The sequence below is a fragment of the Sphingobium lactosutens DS20 genome, assembly GCF_000445105.1.
GTDB classification, from domain to species: Bacteria; Pseudomonadota; Alphaproteobacteria; order Sphingomonadales; family Sphingomonadaceae; genus Sphingobium; species Sphingobium lactosutens.
In genome coordinates this window covers 57,471-79,620 of record NZ_ATDP01000108.1, presented here as the reverse complement: position 1 = coordinate 79,620, position 22,150 = coordinate 57,471, and the positions used below count along the sequence as shown (strand labels likewise).

The 22,150-nt window shown below is 61.7% G+C and carries 20 protein-coding genes; 6 read left to right on the top strand and 14 right to left on the bottom strand.

The features are described from left to right. Nucleotides 1–112: 112 nt before the first annotated feature. The 9 genes from RLDS_RS52115 to RLDS_RS52080 form a co-directional block, all read right to left on the bottom strand. Entirely contained in the window at nucleotides 113–532 is a 420-nt protein-coding gene (locus tag RLDS_RS52115; protein WP_021228413.1) for a hypothetical protein, read from the bottom strand. Nucleotides 533–1,065: 533 nt separating this feature from the next. Next, the gene (locus RLDS_RS0129035; RefSeq protein WP_031299112.1) at nucleotides 1,066–1,443 is read right to left on the bottom strand and encodes a winged helix-turn-helix transcriptional regulator; all 378 of its coding nucleotides are present in this window, start codon (nucleotides 1,441–1,443) and stop codon (nucleotides 1,066–1,068) included. Nucleotides 1,444–1,502: 59 nt separating this feature from the next. Beyond that, entirely contained in the window at nucleotides 1,503–2,528 is a 1,026-nt protein-coding gene (locus RLDS_RS52110; RefSeq protein ID WP_040603952.1) for an NADP-dependent oxidoreductase, read from the bottom strand. Between the two features lie 16 nt (nucleotides 2,529–2,544). Next, nucleotides 2,545–3,177 carry a superoxide dismutase gene (locus RLDS_RS52105; protein WP_021228410.1) on the bottom strand — a complete coding sequence of 211 codons (633 nt, stop codon included), beginning with the start codon at nucleotides 3,175–3,177 and terminating at the stop codon, nucleotides 2,545–2,547. Nucleotides 3,178–3,208: 31 nt separating this feature from the next. Then, complete coding sequence (locus RLDS_RS52100; RefSeq protein ID WP_021228409.1) at nucleotides 3,209–3,487, bottom strand: hypothetical protein; 279 nt, start codon at nucleotides 3,485–3,487, stop codon at nucleotides 3,209–3,211. Nucleotides 3,488–3,528: 41 nt separating this feature from the next. Further along, nucleotides 3,529–3,939: a DoxX family protein gene (locus RLDS_RS52095; RefSeq protein WP_021228408.1), complete on the bottom strand. Its 411-nt coding sequence runs from the start codon at nucleotides 3,937–3,939 to the stop codon at nucleotides 3,529–3,531. Continuing rightward, complete coding sequence (locus RLDS_RS52090) at nucleotides 3,923–5,425, bottom strand: efflux transporter outer membrane subunit (RefSeq protein WP_021228407.1); 1,503 nt, start codon at nucleotides 5,423–5,425, stop codon at nucleotides 3,923–3,925. Before RLDS_RS52090 ends, RLDS_RS52095 begins: the two co-directional genes overlap by 17 nt. Further along, nucleotides 5,418–8,516, bottom strand: a complete 3,099-nt coding sequence (locus RLDS_RS52085) for an efflux RND transporter permease subunit (RefSeq protein WP_021228406.1) — start codon at nucleotides 8,514–8,516, stop codon at nucleotides 5,418–5,420. The genes RLDS_RS52090 and RLDS_RS52085 overlap by 8 nt, the downstream gene beginning before the upstream one ends. Nucleotide 8,517: 1 nt before the next feature. Beyond that, a complete protein-coding gene (locus RLDS_RS52080; RefSeq protein WP_021228405.1) occupies nucleotides 8,518–9,651 on the bottom strand; it encodes an efflux RND transporter periplasmic adaptor subunit in 1,134 nt (377 codons plus the stop codon). Between the two features lie 195 nt (nucleotides 9,652–9,846). Between RLDS_RS52080 and RLDS_RS52075 the strand changes: the two genes are divergently transcribed. Together RLDS_RS52075 and soxR are read left to right on the top strand one after the other, a co-directional pair. Continuing rightward, entirely contained in the window at nucleotides 9,847–10,515 is a 669-nt protein-coding gene (locus RLDS_RS52075) for a helix-turn-helix transcriptional regulator (RefSeq protein WP_021228403.1), read from the top strand. A 667-nt stretch (nucleotides 10,516–11,182) separates the two neighbouring features. Continuing rightward, on the top strand, nucleotides 11,183–11,665 hold the full coding sequence (soxR, locus tag RLDS_RS52070) for a redox-sensitive transcriptional activator SoxR (RefSeq protein ID WP_021228402.1): 483 nt from the start codon (nucleotides 11,183–11,185) through the stop codon (nucleotides 11,663–11,665). A gap of 294 nt (nucleotides 11,666–11,959) precedes the next feature. Here the strand turns inward: soxR and RLDS_RS52065 are convergent, their stop codons facing one another. From RLDS_RS52065 to RLDS_RS52045, 5 genes are all read right to left on the bottom strand, one after another. Further along, nucleotides 11,960–12,415: a lytic transglycosylase domain-containing protein gene (locus tag RLDS_RS52065; protein WP_021228401.1), complete on the bottom strand. Its 456-nt coding sequence runs from the start codon at nucleotides 12,413–12,415 to the stop codon at nucleotides 11,960–11,962. A 68-nt stretch (nucleotides 12,416–12,483) separates the two neighbouring features. Continuing rightward, entirely contained in the window at nucleotides 12,484–12,897 is a 414-nt protein-coding gene (locus RLDS_RS52060; RefSeq protein WP_236616938.1) for a restriction endonuclease, read from the bottom strand. A gap of 185 nt (nucleotides 12,898–13,082) precedes the next feature. Further along, the gene (mobF, locus tag RLDS_RS52055; RefSeq protein WP_021228399.1) at nucleotides 13,083–16,037 is read right to left on the bottom strand and encodes a MobF family relaxase; all 2,955 of its coding nucleotides are present in this window, start codon (nucleotides 16,035–16,037) and stop codon (nucleotides 13,083–13,085) included. Then, nucleotides 16,034–18,127 carry a type IV secretion system DNA-binding domain-containing protein gene (locus tag RLDS_RS52050; RefSeq protein WP_021228398.1) on the bottom strand — a complete coding sequence of 698 codons (2,094 nt, stop codon included), beginning with the start codon at nucleotides 18,125–18,127 and terminating at the stop codon, nucleotides 16,034–16,036. The genes mobF and RLDS_RS52050 overlap by 4 nt, the downstream gene beginning before the upstream one ends. Further along, nucleotides 18,124–18,423 carry a hypothetical protein gene (locus RLDS_RS52045; RefSeq protein ID WP_021228397.1) on the bottom strand — a complete coding sequence of 100 codons (300 nt, stop codon included), beginning with the start codon at nucleotides 18,421–18,423 and terminating at the stop codon, nucleotides 18,124–18,126. Before RLDS_RS52045 ends, RLDS_RS52050 begins: the two co-directional genes overlap by 4 nt. 229 nt (nucleotides 18,424–18,652) lie before the next feature. Here RLDS_RS52045 and RLDS_RS52040 point away from each other — a divergent pair, with 229 nt between their 5' ends. The 4 genes from RLDS_RS52040 (at nucleotide 18,653) to RLDS_RS57090 (ending at nucleotide 22,122) form a co-directional block, all read left to right on the top strand. Beyond that, a complete protein-coding gene (locus RLDS_RS52040; protein ID WP_031299104.1) occupies nucleotides 18,653–19,168 on the top strand; it encodes a sigma-70 family RNA polymerase sigma factor in 516 nt (171 codons plus the stop codon). A 91-nt stretch (nucleotides 19,169–19,259) separates the two neighbouring features. Then, entirely contained in the window at nucleotides 19,260–20,252 is a 993-nt protein-coding gene (locus RLDS_RS52035; protein WP_021228395.1) for a FecR family protein, read from the top strand. Nucleotides 20,253–20,539: 287 nt separating this feature from the next. Beyond that, the gene (locus tag RLDS_RS57095) at nucleotides 20,540–21,952 is read left to right on the top strand and encodes a TonB-dependent receptor (RefSeq protein ID WP_021228394.1); all 1,413 of its coding nucleotides are present in this window, start codon (nucleotides 20,540–20,542) and stop codon (nucleotides 21,950–21,952) included. Continuing rightward, complete coding sequence (locus tag RLDS_RS57090) at nucleotides 21,949–22,122, top strand: energy transducer TonB family protein (protein ID WP_021228393.1); 174 nt, start codon at nucleotides 21,949–21,951, stop codon at nucleotides 22,120–22,122. The genes RLDS_RS57095 and RLDS_RS57090 overlap by 4 nt, the downstream gene beginning before the upstream one ends. Nucleotides 22,123–22,150: the final 28 nt, after the last annotated feature.

Below are 22,150 nucleotides of genomic sequence, written 5' to 3'. Positions count from 1 at the left end.
AAAGCGAATTACCTATAGAGTGATATCGCATGTTATTTAAACCCAACGCAAAATTATAAAGATATTACTGGAGCCTAGCCATTTCATCCGCTCTTTTCGAGCCGCCCTTTATTCAACGTCGCCAGTCATGGCGACAGTCGTGGCTTCCGCGACTTTGGCGTTGTCGGTCTTCCCGGATCCCGAGCAAACTACTCCATGCCAAACGAGTACGGACGGCGGAATCGGTCTTCGCATCAGAAATGTATTTTTCTATCGTCAGAACCGCGAGGATCTGTTCGGCAAGCAGTTCCTGAAGTGTCGATGTAAATGCATTGATGCCTGGCGAGACCTGAGCTCGCCCAGTCGGCTGAACGACCGGGTGGCACTCTCCGCCGCGGATGCTCGCCAACCAGCCGATCGCATCCCACAGGATGCCCGCCAATTTTCGTGCCGAGAACTTAGTCAATCTGGGGCCGTCTTCTTTTCCGATAAGACCAACTCTGAACGAGATCATGACGATGCCCTCCTCGCAGCGTGCCCCATCCATCGGCATGTCGCTCCGATCGCTGACACATATACTTCTATATAGAAGCGATTTCAAGGCTGCGCAGCTTTTCCTGTTCGGCTTCTCTCCAGACGAGAATGGGGCTCGGCAATAATTCGATGCAGACATCACCCCGCCCTTGGTCCGTGAATTCGTCCAGGCGGGGACGATGTCGGTATTTCCCGACGCGTGCCTATTGAGGTGCAAGGACAGGGGTAAGTTGAGAGTTCCCTCCCTAAGGCGCGCGTTCGACGGTCCTACTATCTTGAGCCGATCCTCCTACTGAGGTTCACAAACGCGCCAGCATCGCTCTCATCGCAGAGAGAACGCCACCACCCTCATCCGATCAGGTCGCCACCGCGATCCCTGTTGCCTAAGACTTTCAGGCTAAATTTGCTGAATGCCACTTTGAACAGCGGGGCGTTCTTTCAATCAGGCCCGATAGCATTGAGGGTCATGCGCCGTAACGAATCAGAGGGTCCCGGCTTGGACGTCACTCGGCCAGACCAAATACTCCCTGTGCATCCTCCCGAACTGCACCTTTAGCTCCGCGCATTTCGACCATCGAACTCAGAACGGGCAAGTTCTATGACTGCGGAGTTCGCCTCGGCCCAGCAAGCAATCTCGTTCAGCGGAATGGCAAGGGAATGTCCGAGCGCCGTCAAGCTGTATTCCACCCGCACCGGCATAGTTCGGATGACCGTTCGGTGGAGCAGTCCATCGCGTTGCAGCGCCTGAAGCCTGAGGGTCAGCATGCGCTGTGAAATCCCTTGCACCTTCCGCTTCAGTTCGTTGAAACGATGAGGTCGCTTGGAGAGGGCGGCAACAATGAGAATAGTCCATTTACCTCCAATCTGAGAAATCGCATTATTCGCTTGAGAATATAAATTATTCTGTGCCTCTGGATGATTATTATTCATGCTTCATCCAATATGCGAGAAAGGTCCAAATGCAGGTCGTGAATACTTGGAATTTGTATTTACGCGAGCTTGACCAGCATCTTCCCGATAACCTTGCCATCGAAAAGCCGAACCAATGCGTCAGGAGCACGTTCGATGCCCTCTACTATGGTTTCGCGCCATGTGATCTTACCTTGGGATATCCAAGAAGCGAGATGGGACCGATATTCCGCCATCTTGTCGAGCTGCGCCAACAGCGTGACGCCCTCCATCCGCATCTGCTTTCCGATCATCAGCACGAGATTTCGCGGGCCTGACGGAGCTTCCGAGCCATTATAGGCCGAAATCGCACCGCAAAGGATGATACGGGCAGACGGCCGCCCGGCATTGATGGCCGCCTCCAGATGCTCACCGCCCACATTGTCGAAATAAATGTCGATTCCCTCTGGTGCGACGGCTGTCAGGGCAGCGGTGAGATCGCCTGCGGCTTTGTAGTCTATAACCTCATCGACGCCGATCTCGCGTAGCAAGGCGATCTTGTCGGGACCGCCCGCCGAGCCGATGACTTTCAATCCCATCGCCTTAGCCATCTGGCACACCATCAAGCCCACCGCACCCGCGGCACTCGATACGAAAATGACCTCGCCATCCTTCGGTCTTCCAACGTGGACTAGACCGACATAACCAACCAAACCCGTGGCGCCGGCCGCGCCCAGAAAGGATTGCGGTGGCAGACCGCCGGGATCGAGCTTCTGCAACGATGAGGCCGGCGCATTGAAGGCCTCGCGCCAGCCCAGCCACGACTGCACCAAATCTCCGATGGCAAAGGCCGGGTCTCGCGAAGCGATCACCTCCCCTACAGCCCCGCCATCCAGGACATCACCGAGAGCGAAGGCTGGCGGCGCGATGTTCTGGTCATCGTTGCGATTCATACGCAGACGGGTGACAGGGTCGACTGACATCCAAAGATTGCGCACCTGGACTTCGCCCTTGTCCGGCGCTGCCAACTCTCGTTCGACGGTTTCGAAATCATCGACACCAAGTGATCCCACAGGATGTTTCCTGAGGCAAATTTCGCGTGTGCCGGTCACCTGACACCTCCTCATATGAAGCCGCTGCGGTTCAGGAAGCCTTGCCTGGCTGGTCGGCCCGGGTCAGGCCCATACCATCGAGATTCTGCGCGACGAAATCCCAATCGATCGCATTGCGCAGGATCTTGTCAGCATAGTCTGGACGTGCGTTGCGATAGTCTATGTAATAGGCATGCTCCCAGACGTCGAGGATAAGGAGCGGCACCGCGCCATGCGCGACAGGCGTATCGGCATCGTGATAGGAGGTCACCTCCAGCTTGCCGTCCTTGAGGTTGAGCGCCGCCCATCCGCTCGCGAAATGGCCAACCGCTTCGGCCTTCAGCTTTTCGATCAATGCGTCCACCGAACCGAACGCCTCATTGATCAGCTCGAGCAATGCGCCAGTCGGCTCCTTCTTCTCCGGGCTGAGGCCGAGCCAGTAGAAGCTGTGGTTCCAGATCTGGCCGACCTGGTTAAACAGCCCCTTGGGACCCTGAGCGGCGGTCAGCTCGATCAGTTCGACTAGCGACTTGCCCTGCAGGGCTGGATCGGCGGCGACCAGTTCATTGGCCTTCACAATATAGGCATTGTGATGCTTGCCGTGATGATAGTCGAAGGTCTCGGGCGAGATCAGGTCGCCAAAGTCGTTCTTGGAATATGGCAATGCTGGAAGAGTAAAGGTCATGGGTCTGCTCCTCGATCTTATGGAGTTGTGGTCAGGAAATCGCGATGGTCATGAGCGCCACCAATAAAAGGAACGCGGAAACACCGATCATGCCCGGTTGGCGATGGGCAAGCGCGCTGCCGATGATCGCGGAGAGGATTGCAATGGCGAGCGCTGCGCCCATCGCCCGCGTTGCGGGTAGCGCCACGAGGCCTGCCGCGAGGATTTCGCCGCCGGCCACGAGGTAACGCAGCCGGGGGCCGTAACCGAGGCGCGCATAGCGCCTGCGGATGCGCACCGGCGCTGACAGATTTAGAACGCCGCCCGCCATGAGGAGGACGGCAAGGATCCAGGGTAACAGGTGAGAGACGCTCAAGCTTCATACCCTCCCCATGGATTTGCGTTGCGATCATGCTCCGGTACAGTCTCGACTGTGATCACTTTTTCGTACGCAAGCGCCCGGCAACCCGCCAAGGCGCTCAGGAAAATGAGCGCGGCAGGTGTGGCGGCATAGAGATATTCTCCGGCTCGGATCAGCGTCGCCAGGGCTGCTGTCATGACCGCCGTGCCAAGCGCGGCGCCGACGAGGCGGGTACGCGCAAGGATCAGCAGAATGACGCTGGCTCCCTCCATCGCCGCCGTGACATAGGGAAACCAGCGCGGATAGCCCCATGCGACATACTGCGCCATGGTCGCATCTGAAGCGGTGCCGTTGACGAGACCGCCGATCAGGAAAAAGGCGGCGAGGCCCAACGGCAGAGCCGCGTCAGCGATCCGCCGCATTGGACGCTAGCTCTTTTGCCGACGATGCCAGCGCAGGACTGGCCGCCCGCCTTGCTTGCGCCTGCCCGTCCGCGCGGCTCTGCCATCCCCCGCCAAGCGCCTTGAACAGATCGACCCGCCCCGAGGAGAGTCGCTGGATCGAGCTCGCATAGCTGCTGCGCGCATCGAGCATCTCGCCTTGCGCCACCAGCACATCGAGGTAGCCGACCGAGCCGGCACGGTAGCGCAGATCAGCAAACTTGTAGGCTTTCTCCGCACGATCCTGCGCTTCGCCTAGGGCGTCGAGCCGGCGTTGTTCCGTGGCGACGATCGTCAGCGCCTGCTCGACCTCCTTGAGCGCGGTGATGAGGCGGCCATCGAATGCCGCAAGTGACGCCTCGCCCTGTGCCTTCGCCTGCCGGATGCGCGCCCGCGCCACCGCGACATTGGGGAAACTCCATGAGATGAGCGGCCCTAGCGAGAAGGTGAAGCTGTTGTCTCCCCGAACGGAATCGTTGCGGAAGAAGTTGCCCGAGCCGCCCAGGCTGATCTTGGGATAAAGATCCGCGGTCGCCACGCCGATCCGTGCCGTGTCGGCAGCAAGCTGACGCTCAGCTTGCCTGAGGTCCGGGCGGCGCCGCAGTAAGGCCGCGCCGTCGCCGACGGGGATCGAGGCGGTGGGCCCGGGCGGCGCCGTGCATCGGCGCGCGGTCTCGGGGACCTGATCGGGGGTGGTGCCGAGCAGCGCCGCCAATTCGAACAGCGCGACCTGCTGCTGTCCTTCGAGCGCGGGGATGGCGGCACGTGCAGTCGCGGTCGCGGCGCCGGCGCGCTCGACATCGAGCTTGCCAACCGATCCCGCCTTCTCCTGCTCGGAGACAAGCCTGAGGCTTTCGCCGCTAGCCTTGTAGGACTGGCGCGCGACATCCAGCGCGTAAGCCGACGAGCAGGCGTTGAGGTAGGCGCGCGTGGTTTCGGCCACGACTGTGACCCTTACCGCATCACGAGCCGCCTCGACCGCCGCCGCGTCAGCCCGCGCCGCCTGGACCGCGCGGGAAACACGGCCGAAAAGATCGACCTCCCAGGACAGCGACATGCCCGCGAACTGTGACCATTGGGCGTCGCCCAGATTGCCGGGAAAGCCCGCCTGACCGCCGCCCTGGATGCCGTCGCCATAGGTGACGCCGCCATTGGCGGTTGTGGACGGCAGCCTGCCGGCCCGCGCCTCGGCCAGCACTGCCCGGGCTTTTGCAAGGTTGGCGGATGCTACGCGCAGATCGCTGTTAGCGGCAAAAGCGCGGGCTACCAGGTCGTCGAGAGCCCGATCGTTGTAGAGCTTCCACCAGTCGTCGGGCAGCACCGATGCCGGATCGATCGCCGGCCCGGTGGTGACGAAGGCACCGGCCGCTCTCACCGGCGGCGCAGGCGGCCGGTAGTTGGGCCCCACCGCGCAGGAGGAGAGCGCCAGGCCGGCAAGCGGTGCCAGGACACAGGAGTATTTACGCATGGGCCAGCCCTCCTTCGAGCGGCGTGTCGGTGGGGGCATCAGTCGGCTCGCTTTCCGGCTTCGCTTTGGGCCGGTGGTCGGCTGCGAGCAGCGTGTAGACGGTCGGCAGCACGAACAGCGTGAACAGCGTACCAATGAGCATGCCCATGACGACGACGATGCCGATCGCAAAGCGGCTGTTCGCCCCTGCGCCACCCGCGAATAACAGCGGCACGAGACCTGCGACCATCGCGGCGGTCGTCATGAGGACTGGCCGCATGCGGACGGCGGCGGCATGACGGATTGCCTCCATCTTGCCCCACCCTTCGCTATGCTGCATCTCATTGGCGAAGGAGACCATCAGGATGCCGTGCTTGGAGATGAGGCCTATCAGCGTCACCAGGCCGATCTGCGTGTAGATGTTGAGCGTGGTGAAGCCGAGGTAAAGCGGCACCAGCGCGCCGCACACTGCGAGCGGCACGGTGACCAGAATGACCAGCGGATCGCGGAAGCTCTCGAACTGGGCGGCAAGTACCAGGAAGATCACGATCAGAGCGAAACCGAAGGAAACGGTGAGCTGATTGCCTTCATGCACATATTGCCGGCTGTTCGAGAGCCAGTCGACGGTCATGCCCGGCGGCAGCGGCTGGCTCTTCAGGAAGTCGACCGCCTGGCCCATCGTCACGCCGGGAAGCAGGACGGCCGAGAGGGTGGCCGAGTTCATCTGGTTGAACTGGGGCAGACGGTTGGGCTGCGGCCGTACCTCCACATGGGCTATGGTGGAGAGCGGCACCAGCCTGCCTGATGCTGCCTTCACATAGAAATGGCCGAGATTGTCCGGCGTCAGCCGCTTGCCCTGGGGCACCTGCGCGATGACGTCATAAGAGCGGTCGTGCCAGTTGAAGCGATTGACATAATTCTCGCCCACCATCACCGCGAGCGTGTCGGCGATGGCGGACATGCTCACGCCCATCTCGCCCGCCTTGCCCTGGTCGATACTGATGTGCGCCTCGGGGCTGTCGAAGGCGAGGTCGGTGTCGACGAAGGCGAACAGGCCGCTGCCCCAGGCTGCGCCCTTGAGCGCCTCGAGCGTCTTGTAGATCTCGGGGAAATCGTCGGCTGAGCGGATCACCATCTGCACGGGGAGGCCGCCACTGCCCGCAGGCAGAGGGCTGTCCTGGAAAGCGGTTGCGAACACGCCCGTTACGGCGCCTGTACGGCCGGCGAGTTCCGCCTGGATTTGATCGCCGTTGCGCGAGCGATCAGCCCAGTCCTTCATGACGATGCCGCCAAAGCCGCCATTGGCATTCTGGTCGCCGCCGATTCCGAAAAAGCTGTCCTTATATTCGGGAAGCGCGTGGAAGAGGCGCTCGACCTCGGCGCTGAACCGCGCCGTATAGTCGACATTGGCATATTGCGGTGCCTTGGTCTGGACGAAGACATAGCCCATGTCCTCCTGCGGCGCCAACTCGCGCTGTGCACCCGTGAACAGTACCACGATGGCAGCCATGATCGTGACGCCCACGATCAGCACGGCCGCCCGCGCGGCAAGCGTCTTGTCGAGCAGCCGCACATAGCCGCCCGTGATCTTGTGCATGCTGCGTTCGATCGTCTGGGCCAGACGCCCTTCCCCCATCTTCGAATGAAGCAGCGCGCCGCTCATCATCGGAGACAGGGTAAGCGCGATGATCCCGGAGACGATCACAGAGCCGGCCAGGGTGAAGGCGAACTCGCGGAACAGCGCTCCAGTGAGGCCGCCCATGAGACCGATCGGGGCATAGACCGCAGCGAGCGTGATGGTCATTGCGATGACGGGGCCGATGATCTCGCGCGCGCCGACGAGGGCGGCGTCAAAGGGTTTGAGGCCGTCCTCGATATGTCGATGGATGTTCTCGACCACGACAATGGCGTCGTCGACGACGAGGCCGATCGCCAGCACCATGGCGAGCAGCGTCAGGAGGTTGAAGGAAAAACCGAAGGCCAGCATCAGCGCCGCCGTGCCCAGCAGCGAGAGCGGGATGGTGACGACAGGGATGATGACAGCGCGGAACGTGCCAAGGAACAGGAAGATGACGACGATCACGATGACGATCGCCTCGATCAGCGTATGCTCGACTTCCTCGATCGAAGCGTCGACGAACTGGGCCCGGTCGAACACGTTCGTCACCTTGAGGCCGGGCGGCGCGACACGCTGGATGTCGGGGATCAGTGCCTTTACGGCCTTCACGATCTCGAGAGGATTACCATCAGGCGTTGGTGAAATGGCGATGGTCACGCTCGGCTTGCCGCCGGTGAGGAAGCTGCCGTCGTAATTCTGCCCGCCCAGTTCGACGGTCGCGACGTCGCGGACACGAACGACACTCTCCTGCCCCGTCTTGATGACCATCTGGCGGAAGGATTCGACGTCGCGCAGGTCGGTGCCCGCGGTGATGTTGATCGCGGTGCTCTCCCCCTTGAGCTGGCCGGGAGCTGCCTGCACGTTGTTGGTTCGCAGGGCAGCCGCGAGGTCGCTGGCTGTAAGGCCGCGCGCCGCGAGCTTCACCGGATCGACCCAGATTCGCATGGCCAGCGGCGCCCCGCCGGTGACGGGCGCGGAAGCAACGCCGGGAACCGAGGTAATCAGCGGTTGGGCGACGCGCGTCGCGAAATCCGCCATCTGCGGCGCGGACAATGTATTGCTCGTGAAGGCGATATACTGGATGGCCGAGGCGCCATCGGTGATCTTGGCGATCACGGGATCGGTGACGCCCGCCGGAAGCCGGTACTTGACCTGCTGCACTTTGGCGAGGATCTCGGTCATGGAGCGATCCGCATTGGCGTTGAGGACCAGCTTCGCCTTGATCTGGCTCTTGCCTTGAAGCGAAGTGGAGGTCAGATACTCGATGCCGTTAGCGGTCGCGATCGCCTGGGCTATCGGTGTGGTGACAAAGCCTTGCATCACGTCCTGCGATGCGCCCGGAAGCGACGTGTCGATCGTGATGGTCGCGCTTTCCATGCCCGGATACTGCCGGATCGGAAGCACGAACATGGCGCTGAGGCCGACAAGGAGGATGAGCAGGCTGACGACGATCGCCAGGATCGGGCGGCGAATGAATATGTCGGTGAAGGACATCTCAGCGTCCTCCCGCCTGAATGATCTTCGCGACCTTGAGCTCGGCCCCTGGCTGAACGCGAAGCTGGCCTTCCGAGACCGCGACATCGCCGCTCTTGAGCCCCTTCTCGATCACGACGTCGTTGCCGACGCGCCGTCCCGTCCGGACGGGTACGACCTCAGCCTTGCCTCCCTTGCGTGCGTCCGTGCCGCGGATGACGATGACGCTGTCACCCTGCGCGGAGGTCTGGATGGCCGTCGCGGGGACGACGATCGCGCCCGTCTGGGGCGGAAGGGTGAGCGAGGCTGTCACATACATGCCGGGCCGGAGCGTGCCGCCCGGATTAGGCAAGAGCGCCTGGACACTGACGTTGCGGGTGTCTTCGCCGATCTTGGGCTCGACTGCGTTGACGCGCGCGTTGAACGTCCGGCCGGGATAGGCATCACTGGTCACGATCACGGATGAGCCGGGCTTGAGGCGCGCCAGTTCCTGTTGCGGCACTGCGAACTCGACATAGAGCTGGTCGAGTGCGGTCAGCGTCGCCACTGGATCGCCCGGGTTGAGATATTGGCCAAGGTTGACGCGGCGGATGCCGATCTCGCCCGAAAAGGGCGCGCGCACCTGTTTCTGGACGAGGCGTGCATCGATCTGGCGCACGGCCGCGACCGCCTGGTCGCGCTCGGCGCGGCGCTGTTGCAGCAGTTCGCGCGGCTCGGCACCGGTGGGGGCAAGCTGCTCCGAGCGGGCCAGCTGGACGCTGGCGAACGCCGCCCTTGCCTGGGCGGCTTGCCGGTCGGCACGCTCGGGCCCATCGAAAAGTTGCACCAGCAGCGATCCCGCACGGACCTGAGCCCCTGCCGTGATGTTGAGGGTCGAGACGCGGCCTGCAACCTCAGGCGAGAGCGTCACTTCGCGCACCGCCGTCAGCGTTCCCACCGCCTCCAGGCCTGCAGGAACGTCGCGGGGCGCAGCGACAACCGCCGCCACCGGAACCGCCTGCGGCTGCCACCCCTGCCCCTGCCCGGCCTTGATCGAACGCCACAGGAAGAGACCGCCGAGAAGAACGGCAAGGGCGACGAGCGTGATGATGATGGTGCGGGTCTGGGGCCGTGTCGAGCGGTCCTGTTCGGGAATGTCGTGGAGCGAATCTGTCATGCCGTCACCTCGGGGCTGGAGGGATATGCGGCGCACGCGGCCAGGACCCATGATCCCGAATGCGGCTTGAATGCGGGAAGCATGGGCTTCATCGTCGCGTCTTCCTGTTCTGCTGGTTATCCCGCGCCGCTCTTGTGAAGACGTGCGAGGGGCGTTATTAAACAAGCTATGGCTTTGAAAACTGAATCACCTAATATGTCAAGCTATAGCTTGGAAAATTATGTCTGGCAGGTGAAGACGCCAGCCGATCGCATCCTGATGGCGTTGAAGATGCACGGCGCACTCTCATCTGCCGCGTTGGGCAAGCAGCTCGGCATCACTGGAGAGGCCGCGCGTCAGCAGCTTCTGCGTCTCGCAGAGCAGGATCTCGTAACCTCGATCAGCGAGGCCCGGGGCGTTGGCCGCCCATCGCTACTATGGAACCTGACGCCTGCGGCACAGTCCCGTTTCCCCGATACCCATGCGAGCCTGACGGCCCAGCTTCTCGACATCATCCGGTCTCACATGGGCGATAGCGCGCTGGAGACGATCATCAATGTACGCGAGGCAGAGACCCGCGCGCGGTACCACGACGAACTGTCGGGAAAGGACAGCCTTACCGAGCGTGTAGCAGCGCTTGCCGCGCTACGTTCCGAAGAAGGTTACATGGCCCAGTGGCGGGAAGAACCGGACGGGTCGCTTCTTCTCATCGAGAACCACTGTCCCATCTGCGCGGCGGCCATCGCATGCGCCGGCTTCTGTCGCGCCGAACTCGAAGTCTTCCGGTCCGCGCTCGGTCCCAGCGTCTCCATCACGCGGGCTGAGCATATCATCGAGGGCGGGCGGCGATGCACCTATGTGATCCGGAAGGAGGGCTACACTTGAGGGGAGCGGCGCCTGTCCTGCGCTGCCTTTGCCCCGCGAAATTCCTCGTGGAGCAATGAACCTCCGGGCAGAAGTATGCAATTCTGCCCAGAAGGCTTCTTTTCCGTCCTGCGTTTCTGACCGCGTGGTTCGCGCGCGAGCATAGCATTGCGCAAAATTTCGCAGCGCCTCAAGGCGCGGATCGGCAAGCGGCGTTGCCATTTCTGAGCCGAACACACGTCTAAGCCACTTGCCCGTCCGGCTTTGATACTGCTGGTCTCGTACGATGCGTCCCGTCAGCGCATCGGACAACCCGATCCGCAATGCGCTGAGATCCCATTCGTTGAGTGGACATGAACTTTCGAGCGTCACCCGATGCCTTGCGGCTGAAGATGAGGTCGTGCTGACTGCTGGCCCGCCGACCCGGCCCGGCGTCTCGGGGGCGGGCTCCGGATGGGGTCGGCGAGCCTGTAGAAGCATGCAGGCGGGACGGGGGTACATAGTCTGCGATGCCTCTACAATAGGGAAGGAACCGGACATAGCGCGGCCGGCTCTCGAGCGTTGAGGGAACAGCCTGCTGCTCAGGGCATCTGTCATGTTTGCCGGCTCCCTACCATTAGCCACCGAGCTTGTGGCCGTTAACCGAATCCTCTATACGACCTCAACAAATATTGAGGTCAAGTAGGAAATGTCGGTCGCCGATAGCAACGATGAGTTAACCGTCGGTCAGGTCGCCAAGCGCAGCGGCGTTCCTGTCTCGACAATCCATTTCTACGAAGCGAAGGGCCTCATTCAGGGCTGGCGTTCCGCAGGCAATCAACGGCGCTACTCTCGCCGGATATTACGCAGAGTGGCTGTAATACGAATCGCACAGCGCGCGGGGCTCCCCTTGGCGATCATCAAGGAGCATCTCGATGCGCTGCCGTCTGAGCCGATCTCGGCAAAGGCATGGCGCAGCCTTACGCAGAAATGGCGAGCGCTCCTCGATGACCGCATCACCGGCCTTTTGCAGCTTCGTAATCAGATGGAAAGCTGCATTGGCTGTGGGTGTTTGTCGCTCGAGGATTGTCCGTTACGCAATCCAGGTGATCTGCTGGCCAGTGAAGGTGCCGGCGCGAGGCTGCTGGTCACGCGGGCTGACGCTCTCGATAGCGGAAAAACAAAGGAATAGCGGGCCTAAATCCTTCCCCGCAAATCCAATACAACGACCTATGCAATAAAGGAATGCGCCATTCCCGCAATCATGAAGCGCTTTTATGCGAACCCATCTCTGTGTGTAAACGCACTCTGCTTCTTACGAGTTTGTCCGGATCACGCCAACAGAGGCTTTGCATCGACAAAGCGTTTCCTGCCCTAGTTGGCATCGCTATCTCACCATCCCGTGGCATTTAAGCAGTAGTTCCAGGCTGACAGTGTGTCGGGCTTCCACGCAGGCTTTGGACAGTCGGAAAGGTCGTTCCCGGCGTCATTTTCCTGTCGGCATTGGCTCGCGAAAGACCTTCTCGCCAAAGCGAGCTCTTATCCGACGCAAGACCGAACCCGAGTATCTGCGCTGCCTCCACGTTGTCGGACTGTGATAAAGGCCAATTGCCACCCGGTAATCTTTTGCCGCACGCAGCCCGGAAAGAAAGATCCATCGCGCAGCTTCAGCATTGAAGCAGGGATCGAAGCGCAGCCAGTGTCGCACCTGGAGTTCGGAGTGCCCGACTTGCGCGGCGATGCGCGGCACCCACCAGCTGTTGATCTGCAAGGGGCCAAGATCATGCGAGCCATTGCTGTTACGGACTTCAGCACCGATCCAGCCTGCTTCCTGATCTCGCAGGCCCCAAAGCGTCTTCTCCAGCCACGCGTACCCCATCGACGCCTGACGTATGCAGAAAGCTATACGCTGTTCCTCCTGAACTTTTTCGGGCGCCGCCATGGCCCGTTCCGGCGATGCTGCAAGCAGCGCAGTGGCTGCCCATGTCGTGCTCGAGAGAAGGCGCCACATCACCCTGCCCGCCCCGGCTTTGCTCGATGAGGTTTCACGGGAAGCGTGGCACGGCCTAGTGCTTCAGGCACTGCTATCGGGCCACCTGTCACCAGGGCAAGCAGCCTCCGACCGGATATGATTTCGACGTGGCTGCTGTTGTCGATGGATTCCCGGCTCTGCGGTCCTGTTCGGCCGGTATGGATGAAAAGGCCGCGACAGCTTCTGGCCCGGCACAGCGCATTGAAAGCGCTGACATGTTCGGGCCGAATGGCCGTTGCATAGCGCTTGGCCTGGATGAGCCAGAAAGCGCCGTCGATCATCACCTTTCTATCGATACCGCCATCACCGGTGTAGCGGTGGTTTCTGATGACCCTGAAACCACGACGCTCGAAACTTTCGAGCAGCAATTCCTCAAAGGCGAGCGGATCCATGCTTCTTAGCCTGGCATAGAGGAGTTGGGGCGGTTGCAGGCGATCGCGGCCGCGCAGTTGCTGCGCCATGACCCTTGCCTGCCTGCGACGCCATCGATGCCGCAAGGGCACGTGAAAGCGGCGCAGGACAAGGGCCAGGAGCACCAATGCGACAGCGAGCAGGATGAGGAGCATGGGACGAGCCTCTATCGTTCGGGACCGTGGGAGGGTTCGGATTGGGGTGCGGGGGATGGCGACTGCCGTTCAGGATGCGTTGCCGAGGGCTCGATCCGGATGCGAGCACGATCGAGAATGCCCTCGAGAAACCGGTCGAGGACCTGCGCGACGCTTCGGGCGCCTTCCGCGATATGCTCTGCTGCCCCTCGTGGCCCGCGATCCCGGCGAGACAATTGCCTTTCAAGTGCGCGATCCCGACGCGACGTTCGGTCCTCTTCCTGTTCGGCCTTCAGGGTCGCCAGGCGCGCGCCCTTCCGGTTCGTGAACGGGCCAACGCGGTCCTGGTCCATGCGTCCAAGGCCCTCGGTGGAGGACGTTTTCTCACCCGACTGGCGCTCCAGCTTGGCGACAAGTTCCTTGACGTTGTTTGTCCAGAGCCTGACGCCGTACATGGCGCGAGTAATGGCAGTGTAGAAATTCTGGGCATTGACCAGCGGCGATTCCACAGGGGCCAGCAGGAAGACCCGCGGATAGGTCTTCGACTGGGAGGAATACACAGTCTCGGCATAACCATGGTCCCAGGTTTTGTGCTCTGTCAGGTCGACCTGCTGTACACGACCGTCCCGATCCCATCGGATGATAGCAAGGTCACCGTCCAGCTTTTCGACAGTGCCGCGCTCGGCGTTGCGCAGATCGAGATCGCGATTGACCAGGCGCCACTGGATACGATCCCCCTCGGCCAGATCACGCTCTTCGGGGTTGAAGACATTGATGTGCCGGGCTCGTGTCGTCTGCGGATCCCAGCGGATGATGCGCCCCTGTTCATCGACAAGGCGCACGACCTGCCGGCCGTTGGGCTCCCGTCCAAGCCCTATGACGCGATAGTCCGTGTGCCGGGCAACGCCGAGACCGGCGATGTCGCGGTCGAAGCGCACCACCTGCCCCGCTCCGTAGAAGCGGCCCATATGTTTTTCGATATCGGTGAAGCCTGCCGGGGCAAGGATCGAGAGCCTGCTGTCTTCGGCTGCCAACCCATTCTCATTCCGGAGCGCTTCGCGGATCTTGCTGTTGACGATGAGGCGCGTGGCATTGTCGAGCACGAGGATGTTGGTGCCCGCACGGGAGTCGGGCTTGAGCCTCACCCACGCGCTGACCACCATCGCGGCCATGGCCTCATTGTCGGTGACGGTCGTTACGCTATCGAGATTCTTGAGCGACTGCTCGAAATTGCCTGCCCTCGCCTGAGCGACCGCTTCCTTGATCGTACGGGTTTCCTGGCGAACCGCCTCGGTCAGTTCCACCACCGGCAAACCCAGCCGGCGCATCAGCCAGAAGGGCTTGCCCTGTTCGATGGCGCCGGTCTGTTTCTCGTCACCAAGGAACAGGAGCCTCGCTCCGGTTATCCGGCTGATTTCGAGCAGCCTTCTGGCCTGGCGGTTGCCAAGCTGACCGGCCTCGTCGAGCACGAGCACATGGCGGTCCGTTATGCCATGGCCGCCGCGCGCTACGAAGCTGGCGACCGTGTGCGCCTCGATATTGGCCTTCTGCCCCAGTTCCGCAGCCGCCGATGATGTGGGCGCCAATGCTATCAGCGTCGTTCCGGGTTCCGCCGCTTCGCCCAATACCCGCACCAGTGTCGACTTGCCCGATCCGGCAACGCCATGGATCCCGGTGACGCGATCCCGCGACATAGCGGTCTCGACCAGGGCCCGCTGCTGCTCAGCATTGAGCGTCGTCTTTTCCAGTACGGCGAGGAGCCGGTCGCCCGACGCGACCGGCCGGGCGTCGTCGAGGCCAAGTGCAATATGTTGGGTAAGTGCCAGTTCCAGCCGCCACGACTTGCGGGTGGTGCGTCCATGCGTGAGTACCCTGTCGCCCGTTTGCTCGTGGGTCGGCAGCAGTTTTCGCATGAGTTCATGCGTCTCGATCCGGGGGCGCAGATCCTCCAGTCGCATTTCCCCGACATGGGCTGCGAGTCCCGTGCGCAGGATATCGCCAAGATTGTTAACGGCTTCGGCGGTTTCCAGTTGCCGCAGGCCGAAAAGGGCAGCGCGTGAAGCCGTGCGTTCGGTAGGAGGAGAATGTTGTCCCTCCCGTTCGCGTGCAACGGCAGCGATTTTTCCAAGCGTTTCGAGTTGGTCGCCAGTCCGCTCATGCCATTGCACAGTAAGTTCTTGCGCGCCGATCTTCGCCTTGGCCTTGCGGGTGGCATAGAAGGAGGCGCGCTGGGCCTTTTGGCCGACCAGGCCATGTTCCCGGGCATGCTCCTCGATCGCCTCTGCGCGCTGCGAGAAGCGCTCGATGAGCTCCTTGGGCACGCCCCGTATCTCGAACAAGCCGGTACGAGGATCGAACTCGACCTCATAACCAGCCTCGCGAAGGCTGAAGGCGAGCGCATTGCGATAAATCTGCCCGGCGACGCGCTGCTCACCATACATGACGCGGCTTTCCAGGCTTGCCATCGGGTCGCCATCCTGGCGATTGGTCATGTTGAGGACGACCAGATGGGTATGGAGGTGCGGGTCGAGTTCCCGGCTGCCATGCTCGGCGAAGCGCGCAACGAGAATGCGCCCCGTGGTCTCGTGAACGATCTTGCCTTCCTCGCGGCGGCGAAGTTGTGCCTGTTCCTCCAGATAGGTGATGGCAGCTGTGACAGCATGTTCATGCGCGGCGAGCACTCGCTCATCCCCTGCCACCAGCGCCATGATGGATACGGATTTCGGGGCATTGACAGCAAAGTCCCAGCCAGGATGATGCTGGATTTGCCCGTCCGCGCGGTGTCGCCCCAGTTGCTGATCGCCGACTTTGCCGGCAAGCAGGTCACGAAACTGCCTGGCGTCGACGGGATCGGAAAGGCCGAGGTCGGCAGCAAGTTTGCCACCCCATTCGGACGGCTCGTTGCCGCCCTTGGTGTAATAGTCCCCAACCGTATAATATCGGGCGATATTGGCGGGCTGGCCGTGGAGACGTTGCGGCTGGATCATGCCGGCCGTGACGGTTCGCGCGGACCATCGTCCCGCTCATGTTGCACCAGGTCGGAGCGGATTTCGCCCTGCTTGCCGGCCAGGATCGTCCAGGCGAGCCGGGGCGGAACCGGGAGTTCAGCGTCTTCCTCGTTCAGCAGAATGGCTTCAACCCGCTGCGTATCGACGTGCGGCTCAGGCGGCTGGAACAGGTCCGGTTGCCGCGGCGGTGATTGGGGCGGTAGTTCACTGCTCGTCGCCTCGTCCGGGGAACTGGCCGGCAGTTTCGTGGGCGGGGGCGGCGTCTGCCTCGCTTCCCGCTCGATCGCCTCCCGCACGCGCGCTTCGGCGTGGGCGATCCGGGCGAGCTTCTTCGCGTTATCGATCTGAATGGGGGGCTCCGTCCGCTCGATAAAGGCGGGGCCGAGCGAGGGAATCTCATTGAAGCGGCTGTCGAAGCGGACAACGGGCAGATTGCGGCCGAAGCGCAGAAATCCGACCAGGTTAGGCAGGTTGGTGACCTCGGTCGGCATCACCAGCGGCCGCGTCACCTGCATGCGCGAGAGGTTGACGCCATCACGCATGTCGTTGACGCCATAGGACATGCCCTCATTGGCCTCGACCTGCTCGACCTGACCCAGATTTTCCGACACATGTTTGGCCGTCGCGGTATCGTTGGCCCGCAACGCTACCCATGTGGAACAATAGCCGGTGACGGCAGCGGCATCCTGAATGCCGTAAGTGGCTTCAAGCTGGGGATAGGACTGGAACCCCAATATGCCGCAGCCGCCATATTTACGGGCCCGGGCAAGGAAGTCGGAGAGTGACGGCAGCTTCTGGAGCGTCGGCAACTCGTCGATCACGCAATAGAGACGCCGACCGCGGTCCGGCGTGAGGCTCATGATCGCGCTGATCGCGATATCGAGCCAGACGGTGATCAGGGGCCGCAACGAGGGCAACTGATCTGCCTTGACGGTGATAAAGAGCCAGCTCCCTTCCTGACCCTTCTTCACCCAGTCGCGGATCGAAAAGCCATCCTCGGTATCGTCGAGATACCCGAAGCTGCGCATGACCGACGCCAGTTCCGCCTGAATGCCTGCCGAGGTCCTTTCGCCTTCGGTGCTGATGAAGGCTGCTGCATCCGTCCCGGACACGAAAGCGGCGAGATCCTTCAGTTTGGAGCGTAGCAGCCGGTCGAGCAGCACCGAGACATAGGTATGCTTCTGCCGCGCGAGCTTGCGCATGACCGCGACAAGGGTGCCCCGCGCGGCCTTGGCCCAGAAAGGATCGCCATGCTTCTCGGGGATCGTCGACTCGGCAATCTGGTCATAATGATAATCGCGCGGCACATCGACCCAGGGCGACCAGCGCGCCGTGCGCTGATCGAGCGGATTGAGCAGCATGTCCGTGCCCTGGCGATAGAATTTCTCGACGAAAGTGCCCGCCGTGTCGTAGACGATCGCACGCCTCCCCGACTTGCGAATGCCGTCAAGCATGCCGTTAATGAGGTTGGTTTTGCCTGTACCCGGCGCGCCGCACAGAAGGATATGCTCGGGTTCGAAGGCTTCCGGGACCGGGACATTGCCTACGACCAACGGTCCTTTGCGTTGCCGCCAGAGTGCGCGCTTCACTTGCCGGATGGTACCGAAGCGGGCGCCCCGCAGATATTCGTTGGAGCCAAGGCCCCTGCCCGTCCGCGTGAAGTAGAACCATGCCCATCCGAGCATGACGAGGGTGAACAGCCCCGATAGAAGAGCGCCGTGCAGAAGATAGATCTCGAACTGGTGCAGCGTCTTCTTTGCCAGGGTCGAAGCGACCAACCAGTCCGCGGACGTCCAGTAGGATTGGCCTGCGGGCGTGCGAAACTGGACCGGATCGTTGGTGCCGCCCGCTGCGTCGACCTTGATCATCGCCTCCGCGAGCTTGACGAGCACGAAGCGCTCATATTCCGTCGATTTTTCGAAGGCATACCAGAGCGCGCCGATGATCCAGATGATCAACCCGGCCAGCATGGTCTGGTAGAAGACCTGGGTGGTCATGCGGACATTGTGGACGATCGCTTGCCCGCCCCGTGTCCAACTGCCCAGCGTGTCGTTGCGAAAGATGCTCACGAGGCGTCCTCCTCGCCCAGCAATCCGCGTTCAGCAAGTATGGCGCGGGCCTGCGCCATGCCCTGCTCCAATGCCGCGGGCGATCGCTGACCGACCGACGTCGCGAGGATCGAGAGGATCTGGATGGAGGTGGCGAGAATTTCGTCTTGCGAGGAGAAGACGTAGCGCTTGCGCTCATCGACCGCTTGCTCAAGCACCTGGCGGATGAAGGCGGATAGCGAGAGATTGGCGCCATGCGCGCGTCGCATCAACGCGACATGCAGCGCTGGTGCAAGACGGAAATTGACCTTGGACAAGCGAAGGACCTCCGTAATCGGATACCTTCGCAGATGTCATGAAGCATTACCCGTTTAGTGGAATTTTCTGGATTCTGCAATACGCTCTACCCTGCCCTCCCACGATCTAAAGCTTGAGCGTCATCGTGGAAGTAATTCGGCATGCAGGGCTGTGAGTGCATTTGCGAGTGACTCGCATTAAAGAAAAGTGCTAACCCATATTGGTTTTAATGGTGTGAGGGAGTTGAGAGTGTCGGATGGGAAGGCCCCGCTCAAGCTCTTCCTCTCGCATCGCGCATCCCTGATCCGATACGCCAGACGAATGGCGGGCAACACGGACGATGCGGAAGACATCGTTCAGGAAGCATGGCTGCGGACCACCACCGGGGCTGCCAAATTGCCGGCCGCAGAGATGATGGCCTATTTGCGGATGACAGTGCGCAACCTCGCCCTCAACGGCATTCGACGCAAGAGGATAGAGGCGCGCATATTTGAAGCAGAGGGTGAAACAGAGACAGTCGAGATCCCTTCGGAATTGCCGGACCCCGAAGCCACCGCGATTTCACGCGATGAATATGCGCGGATCATCGCCGCGTTCAACGGGATGCCGGAAAATATGCGCAAGGCAGTAGAAATGCACCGGATCGGTGGGGAAAGGCTGAAGGACATCGCCGCGCATCTGGGTGTCTCTACGACCACCGCGCACACGCTCGTCATCAACGGCATCGAGCGCTGTCGAGCCGAAGCGGATCGTGGACCGGCATGAGAAATTCCGAGTGCTGCCGAAAAATCGCGCCGCTCGGTTGTTTAATCAATAAGGGAGCTATTGTGGCAACGGTCCCGGCAAAAGGGCAATCATGAGCGCTGGGCGTGAGGAAGACAGGGCTGAACGCGGTCGAGCCAATCGTGAGGCGTCGGGATGGGCTATCCTGCTTCAGGAAGAGCCTGACGATCAGGCTGTGCGCGCCGAGTTCTCCGCGTGGCTCGACGCAAACCCTGTTCATGGCGCGGCATGGGCCGAGACACAGCGTATCAGTCATGTGATCCGGACCGCGCCGATTGCTTCGCCGAACCGCTGGGATAGGCGGTCGCCTATCATTCTTCCGTTCGTCGGGAAGGGAAGGCGACATGGGGCCGGCATTGCCGCTCTGGCTGCGGCCGCCTGTCTGGCGATTGTTGCCGGCCCCAGCCTGCTCCTCGATCTGCGCGCCGACGTTTCGACCGGGACAGGCGAGATACAGTCGGTCCATCTGGCCGATGGCAGCACCATGCTTGTCGCCCCGCAAAGCGCGGTCGCCTTTGACGTGAGCAAAGGCGGGCAAAGTGAAGTCCGCCTTATCAAAGGCAGGGCCTGGTTCGAAGTCGCGCCGGATCCAGATCACCCGTTCCGGGTTGCCGCTGCCGATACGACCACGACGGTTCTCGGTACGGGCTTCGAGGTCAGCCGAATCGACGACCGGCTAGCCTCTGTGGCCGTCAAGCACGGGCATGTCCGCGTCTCGTGCGACGCTCAGCCCCGGTTGACTGAAGGGCTGACGGCGGGCGACACGCTCAGCCTGCGCTGCGATGACGCCAGTGCCGTCCGAAGCAGCATCGATCCCACGCAAATCGCGGCGTGGACCGACAGTCAGATCGTTGCCAGCGACAGGCCGGTCATGGAAGTGATCGACGCGCTGAAGCCCTGGCACAGCGGCGTCATCCTGACCTTTGGCGAGGGCTTTGCCAAACGGCGCGTCACAGGCGTCTACGACGCGCACCATCCTGCCCGCGCCCTACAGGCGCTCGCCAAGGCGCAGGATATCACGGTGCGCAACCTAACCCCGTGGATCACGGTGGTTTCAGCCGAGTAGCCATCTTTTTCGGTGCCGCCTTACTCCGATACTGGAGAATCAACAGGTTAATCGGCCGAGTCAACGATTTAGGCGGCACCGACAATCGTCTGCGATTTTTTCTGCGGCCCTGCATTTTTTTCCGAAAAACCCCCCGCCTGGATTGTTCTTATATTTAGGGGATTCTGCAACTGCTTCGCAATTGCATGTGATTCCCCGACAAAGAACGAAAGGTGCGTAGGATAGTGTTTCCGGGGATTTTTAGATCAAGTACGAAGAAGCGGGATCGGATTCTTGCGGCATCGCTAATGGCATCGGTTGCGACCGTGGGTCTTGTGGCGCCCCACGCCGCCCGTGCCCAGACCAGCAGCGCCGCCCGCACCAGTGAGTTCAATATTCCTCCACGCACGCTGAGCGACGCGCTGACCGATTTCGGGCGGCAATCGGGAATGCAGGTCAACGTCAATGCGGACCAGATTCGCGGGCGATCGTCGCCGGGAGTAGCTGGCCGCATGTCGAATGCACAGGCGCTGAGCCACATTCTGACGGGAACGGGCCTCACCTGGCGGCTCGACAATGGGTTTGTCACCCTCACCCCAGCGCCCCGGACCGCGCAAGCCTCCGGTGATGCTCAAGGCAGAGTGGACCTTGGTCCGCTGCGCGTAGATGGAGAGCAGACGGGCAGCCTCGCTGTCGCACAGGAGACCGGCGCCGATCGCGATGCCCGCCGCAAGGATGAAATTTACGATCAGGACATTTCCACGACCTTCGCGAGCCGCGAGGAAGTCGAGCGCTACCGGGGCACCAACACGGCCGACGTGCTCAAGGGCATGGTCAATGTGTTCAGCGGCGACGCTCGCAACGGTGGCGCGCTCGATCCCAGCATTCGCGGCATCCAGGGGCCAGGGCGTGTGCCGGTCATCATCGACGGCAGCGAGCAAGCGCTGACGGTCTGGCGCGGGTATAATGGCGCGGGCAATCGCAGCTATATCGACCCCAGCCTGATTTCTGGCGTACAGGTTCTCAAGGGACCTGTATCCACACGTGGGGTCAACGGCTCGACTGGTGGCGCTGTGGTTGTCAACACGCTCGACGCCGCCGACATATTGAAGCCAGGACAAAGCTTCGGCATCGAACTGAAGCTCGAAGGCGGCAATAATTCCACCAACCCGCGCTGGCCGACACTGCTGACGGGGCAGGATTATCGCGATATTCCTGGCTTCCCGACAGGCTGGCAAGCCAGCTACCCCTATGGAGATCCTTCGCTCCGCGTGAATTTACGCACGGAAGATGACAACGAGGCCTTTTCCGCAGGTGATCGCGCAATCCGGATCGCGGCGGCGGGCCGTGTCGGCGATTTCGAGCTGTTCGGCGCCTATGCCTATCGCGAGCGCGGCAACTATTTTTCAGGCACAACCAAGGCCGATTACTACCAGCAGGAAGGGCTGCCGCTCAACGCCGCCAATTATGTTCGCCTGCTTGGTCTGAACTATGAGTCCGGCAACGAGGTGCCGAATACGTCGAGCGAGCTTGAATCCGTCATGCTCAAGGTGGCGTGGAGCATCACGGACGATCAGACGCTGCAAATCGGCTTCCGCGATACCCGTTCGAGTTTCGGCGAGATCATGCCCTCGCGGATCATGACGACGGGCGATGGGTATATCCGGCCCGCGCCCGCGCAGCTCGTCAACAAGGCGTCACCACTATTCGCTTCACGATGAACCGTACAGGGATGGTGCTGTCCTCCGTCATCGTGAAGAAATCTGGTTCCTTCGATCTGGATCAGGCCGCGCTCGATACGCTCAAGCGCGCCCAGCCCCTTCCTGCCATTCCCGCAGACAGGCCCGATGTGGTCGAGCTGACCATCCCGGTGGAGTACAATTTACGATAAACGGCTTTGCCTCCTACGTCCTGCGCCG

What these genes read in the sequence shown, in the direction of transcription:
- RLDS_RS52115 (WP_021228413.1), bottom strand. Translation starts at nt 532, where the DNA reads ATGCCGATGGATGGGGCACGCTGCGAGGAGGGCATCGTCATGATCTCG.
- RLDS_RS0129035 (WP_031299112.1), bottom strand. Translation starts at nt 1,443, where the DNA reads ATGAATAATAATCATCCAGAGGCACAGAATAATTTATATTCTCAAGCG.
- RLDS_RS52110 (WP_040603952.1), bottom strand. Translation starts at nt 2,528, where the DNA reads ATGAGGAGGTGTCAGGTGACCGGCACACGCGAAATTTGCCTCAGGAAA.
- RLDS_RS52105 (WP_021228410.1), bottom strand. Translation starts at nt 3,177, where the DNA reads ATGACCTTTACTCTTCCAGCATTGCCATATTCCAAGAACGACTTTGGC.
- RLDS_RS52100 (WP_021228409.1), bottom strand. Translation starts at nt 3,487, where the DNA reads ATGGCGGGCGGCGTTCTAAATCTGTCAGCGCCGGTGCGCATCCGCAGG.
- RLDS_RS52095 (WP_021228408.1), bottom strand. Translation starts at nt 3,939, where the DNA reads ATGCGGCGGATCGCTGACGCGGCTCTGCCGTTGGGCCTCGCCGCCTTT.
- RLDS_RS52090 (WP_021228407.1), bottom strand. Translation starts at nt 5,425, where the DNA reads ATGCGTAAATACTCCTGTGTCCTGGCACCGCTTGCCGGCCTGGCGCTC.
- RLDS_RS52085 (WP_021228406.1), bottom strand. Translation starts at nt 8,516, where the DNA reads ATGTCCTTCACCGACATATTCATTCGCCGCCCGATCCTGGCGATCGTC.
- RLDS_RS52080 (WP_021228405.1), bottom strand. Translation starts at nt 9,651, where the DNA reads ATGACAGATTCGCTCCACGACATTCCCGAACAGGACCGCTCGACACGG.
- RLDS_RS52075 (WP_021228403.1), top strand. Translation starts at nt 9,847, where the DNA reads ATGTCAAGCTATAGCTTGGAAAATTATGTCTGGCAGGTGAAGACGCCA.
- soxR (WP_021228402.1), top strand. Translation starts at nt 11,183, where the DNA reads ATGTCGGTCGCCGATAGCAACGATGAGTTAACCGTCGGTCAGGTCGCC.
- RLDS_RS52065 (WP_021228401.1), bottom strand. Translation starts at nt 12,415, where the DNA reads ATGGCGGCGCCCGAAAAAGTTCAGGAGGAACAGCGTATAGCTTTCTGC.
- RLDS_RS52060 (WP_236616938.1), bottom strand. Translation starts at nt 12,897, where the DNA reads ATGGATCCGCTCGCCTTTGAGGAATTGCTGCTCGAAAGTTTCGAGCGT.
- mobF (WP_021228399.1), bottom strand. Translation starts at nt 16,037, where the DNA reads ATGATCCAGCCGCAACGTCTCCACGGCCAGCCCGCCAATATCGCCCGA.
- RLDS_RS52035 (WP_021228395.1), top strand. Translation starts at nt 19,260, where the DNA reads ATGAGCGCTGGGCGTGAGGAAGACAGGGCTGAACGCGGTCGAGCCAAT.
- RLDS_RS57095 (WP_021228394.1), top strand. Translation starts at nt 20,540, where the DNA reads ATGGCATCGGTTGCGACCGTGGGTCTTGTGGCGCCCCACGCCGCCCGT.
- RLDS_RS57090 (WP_021228393.1), top strand. Translation starts at nt 21,949, where the DNA reads ATGAACCGTACAGGGATGGTGCTGTCCTCCGTCATCGTGAAGAAATCT.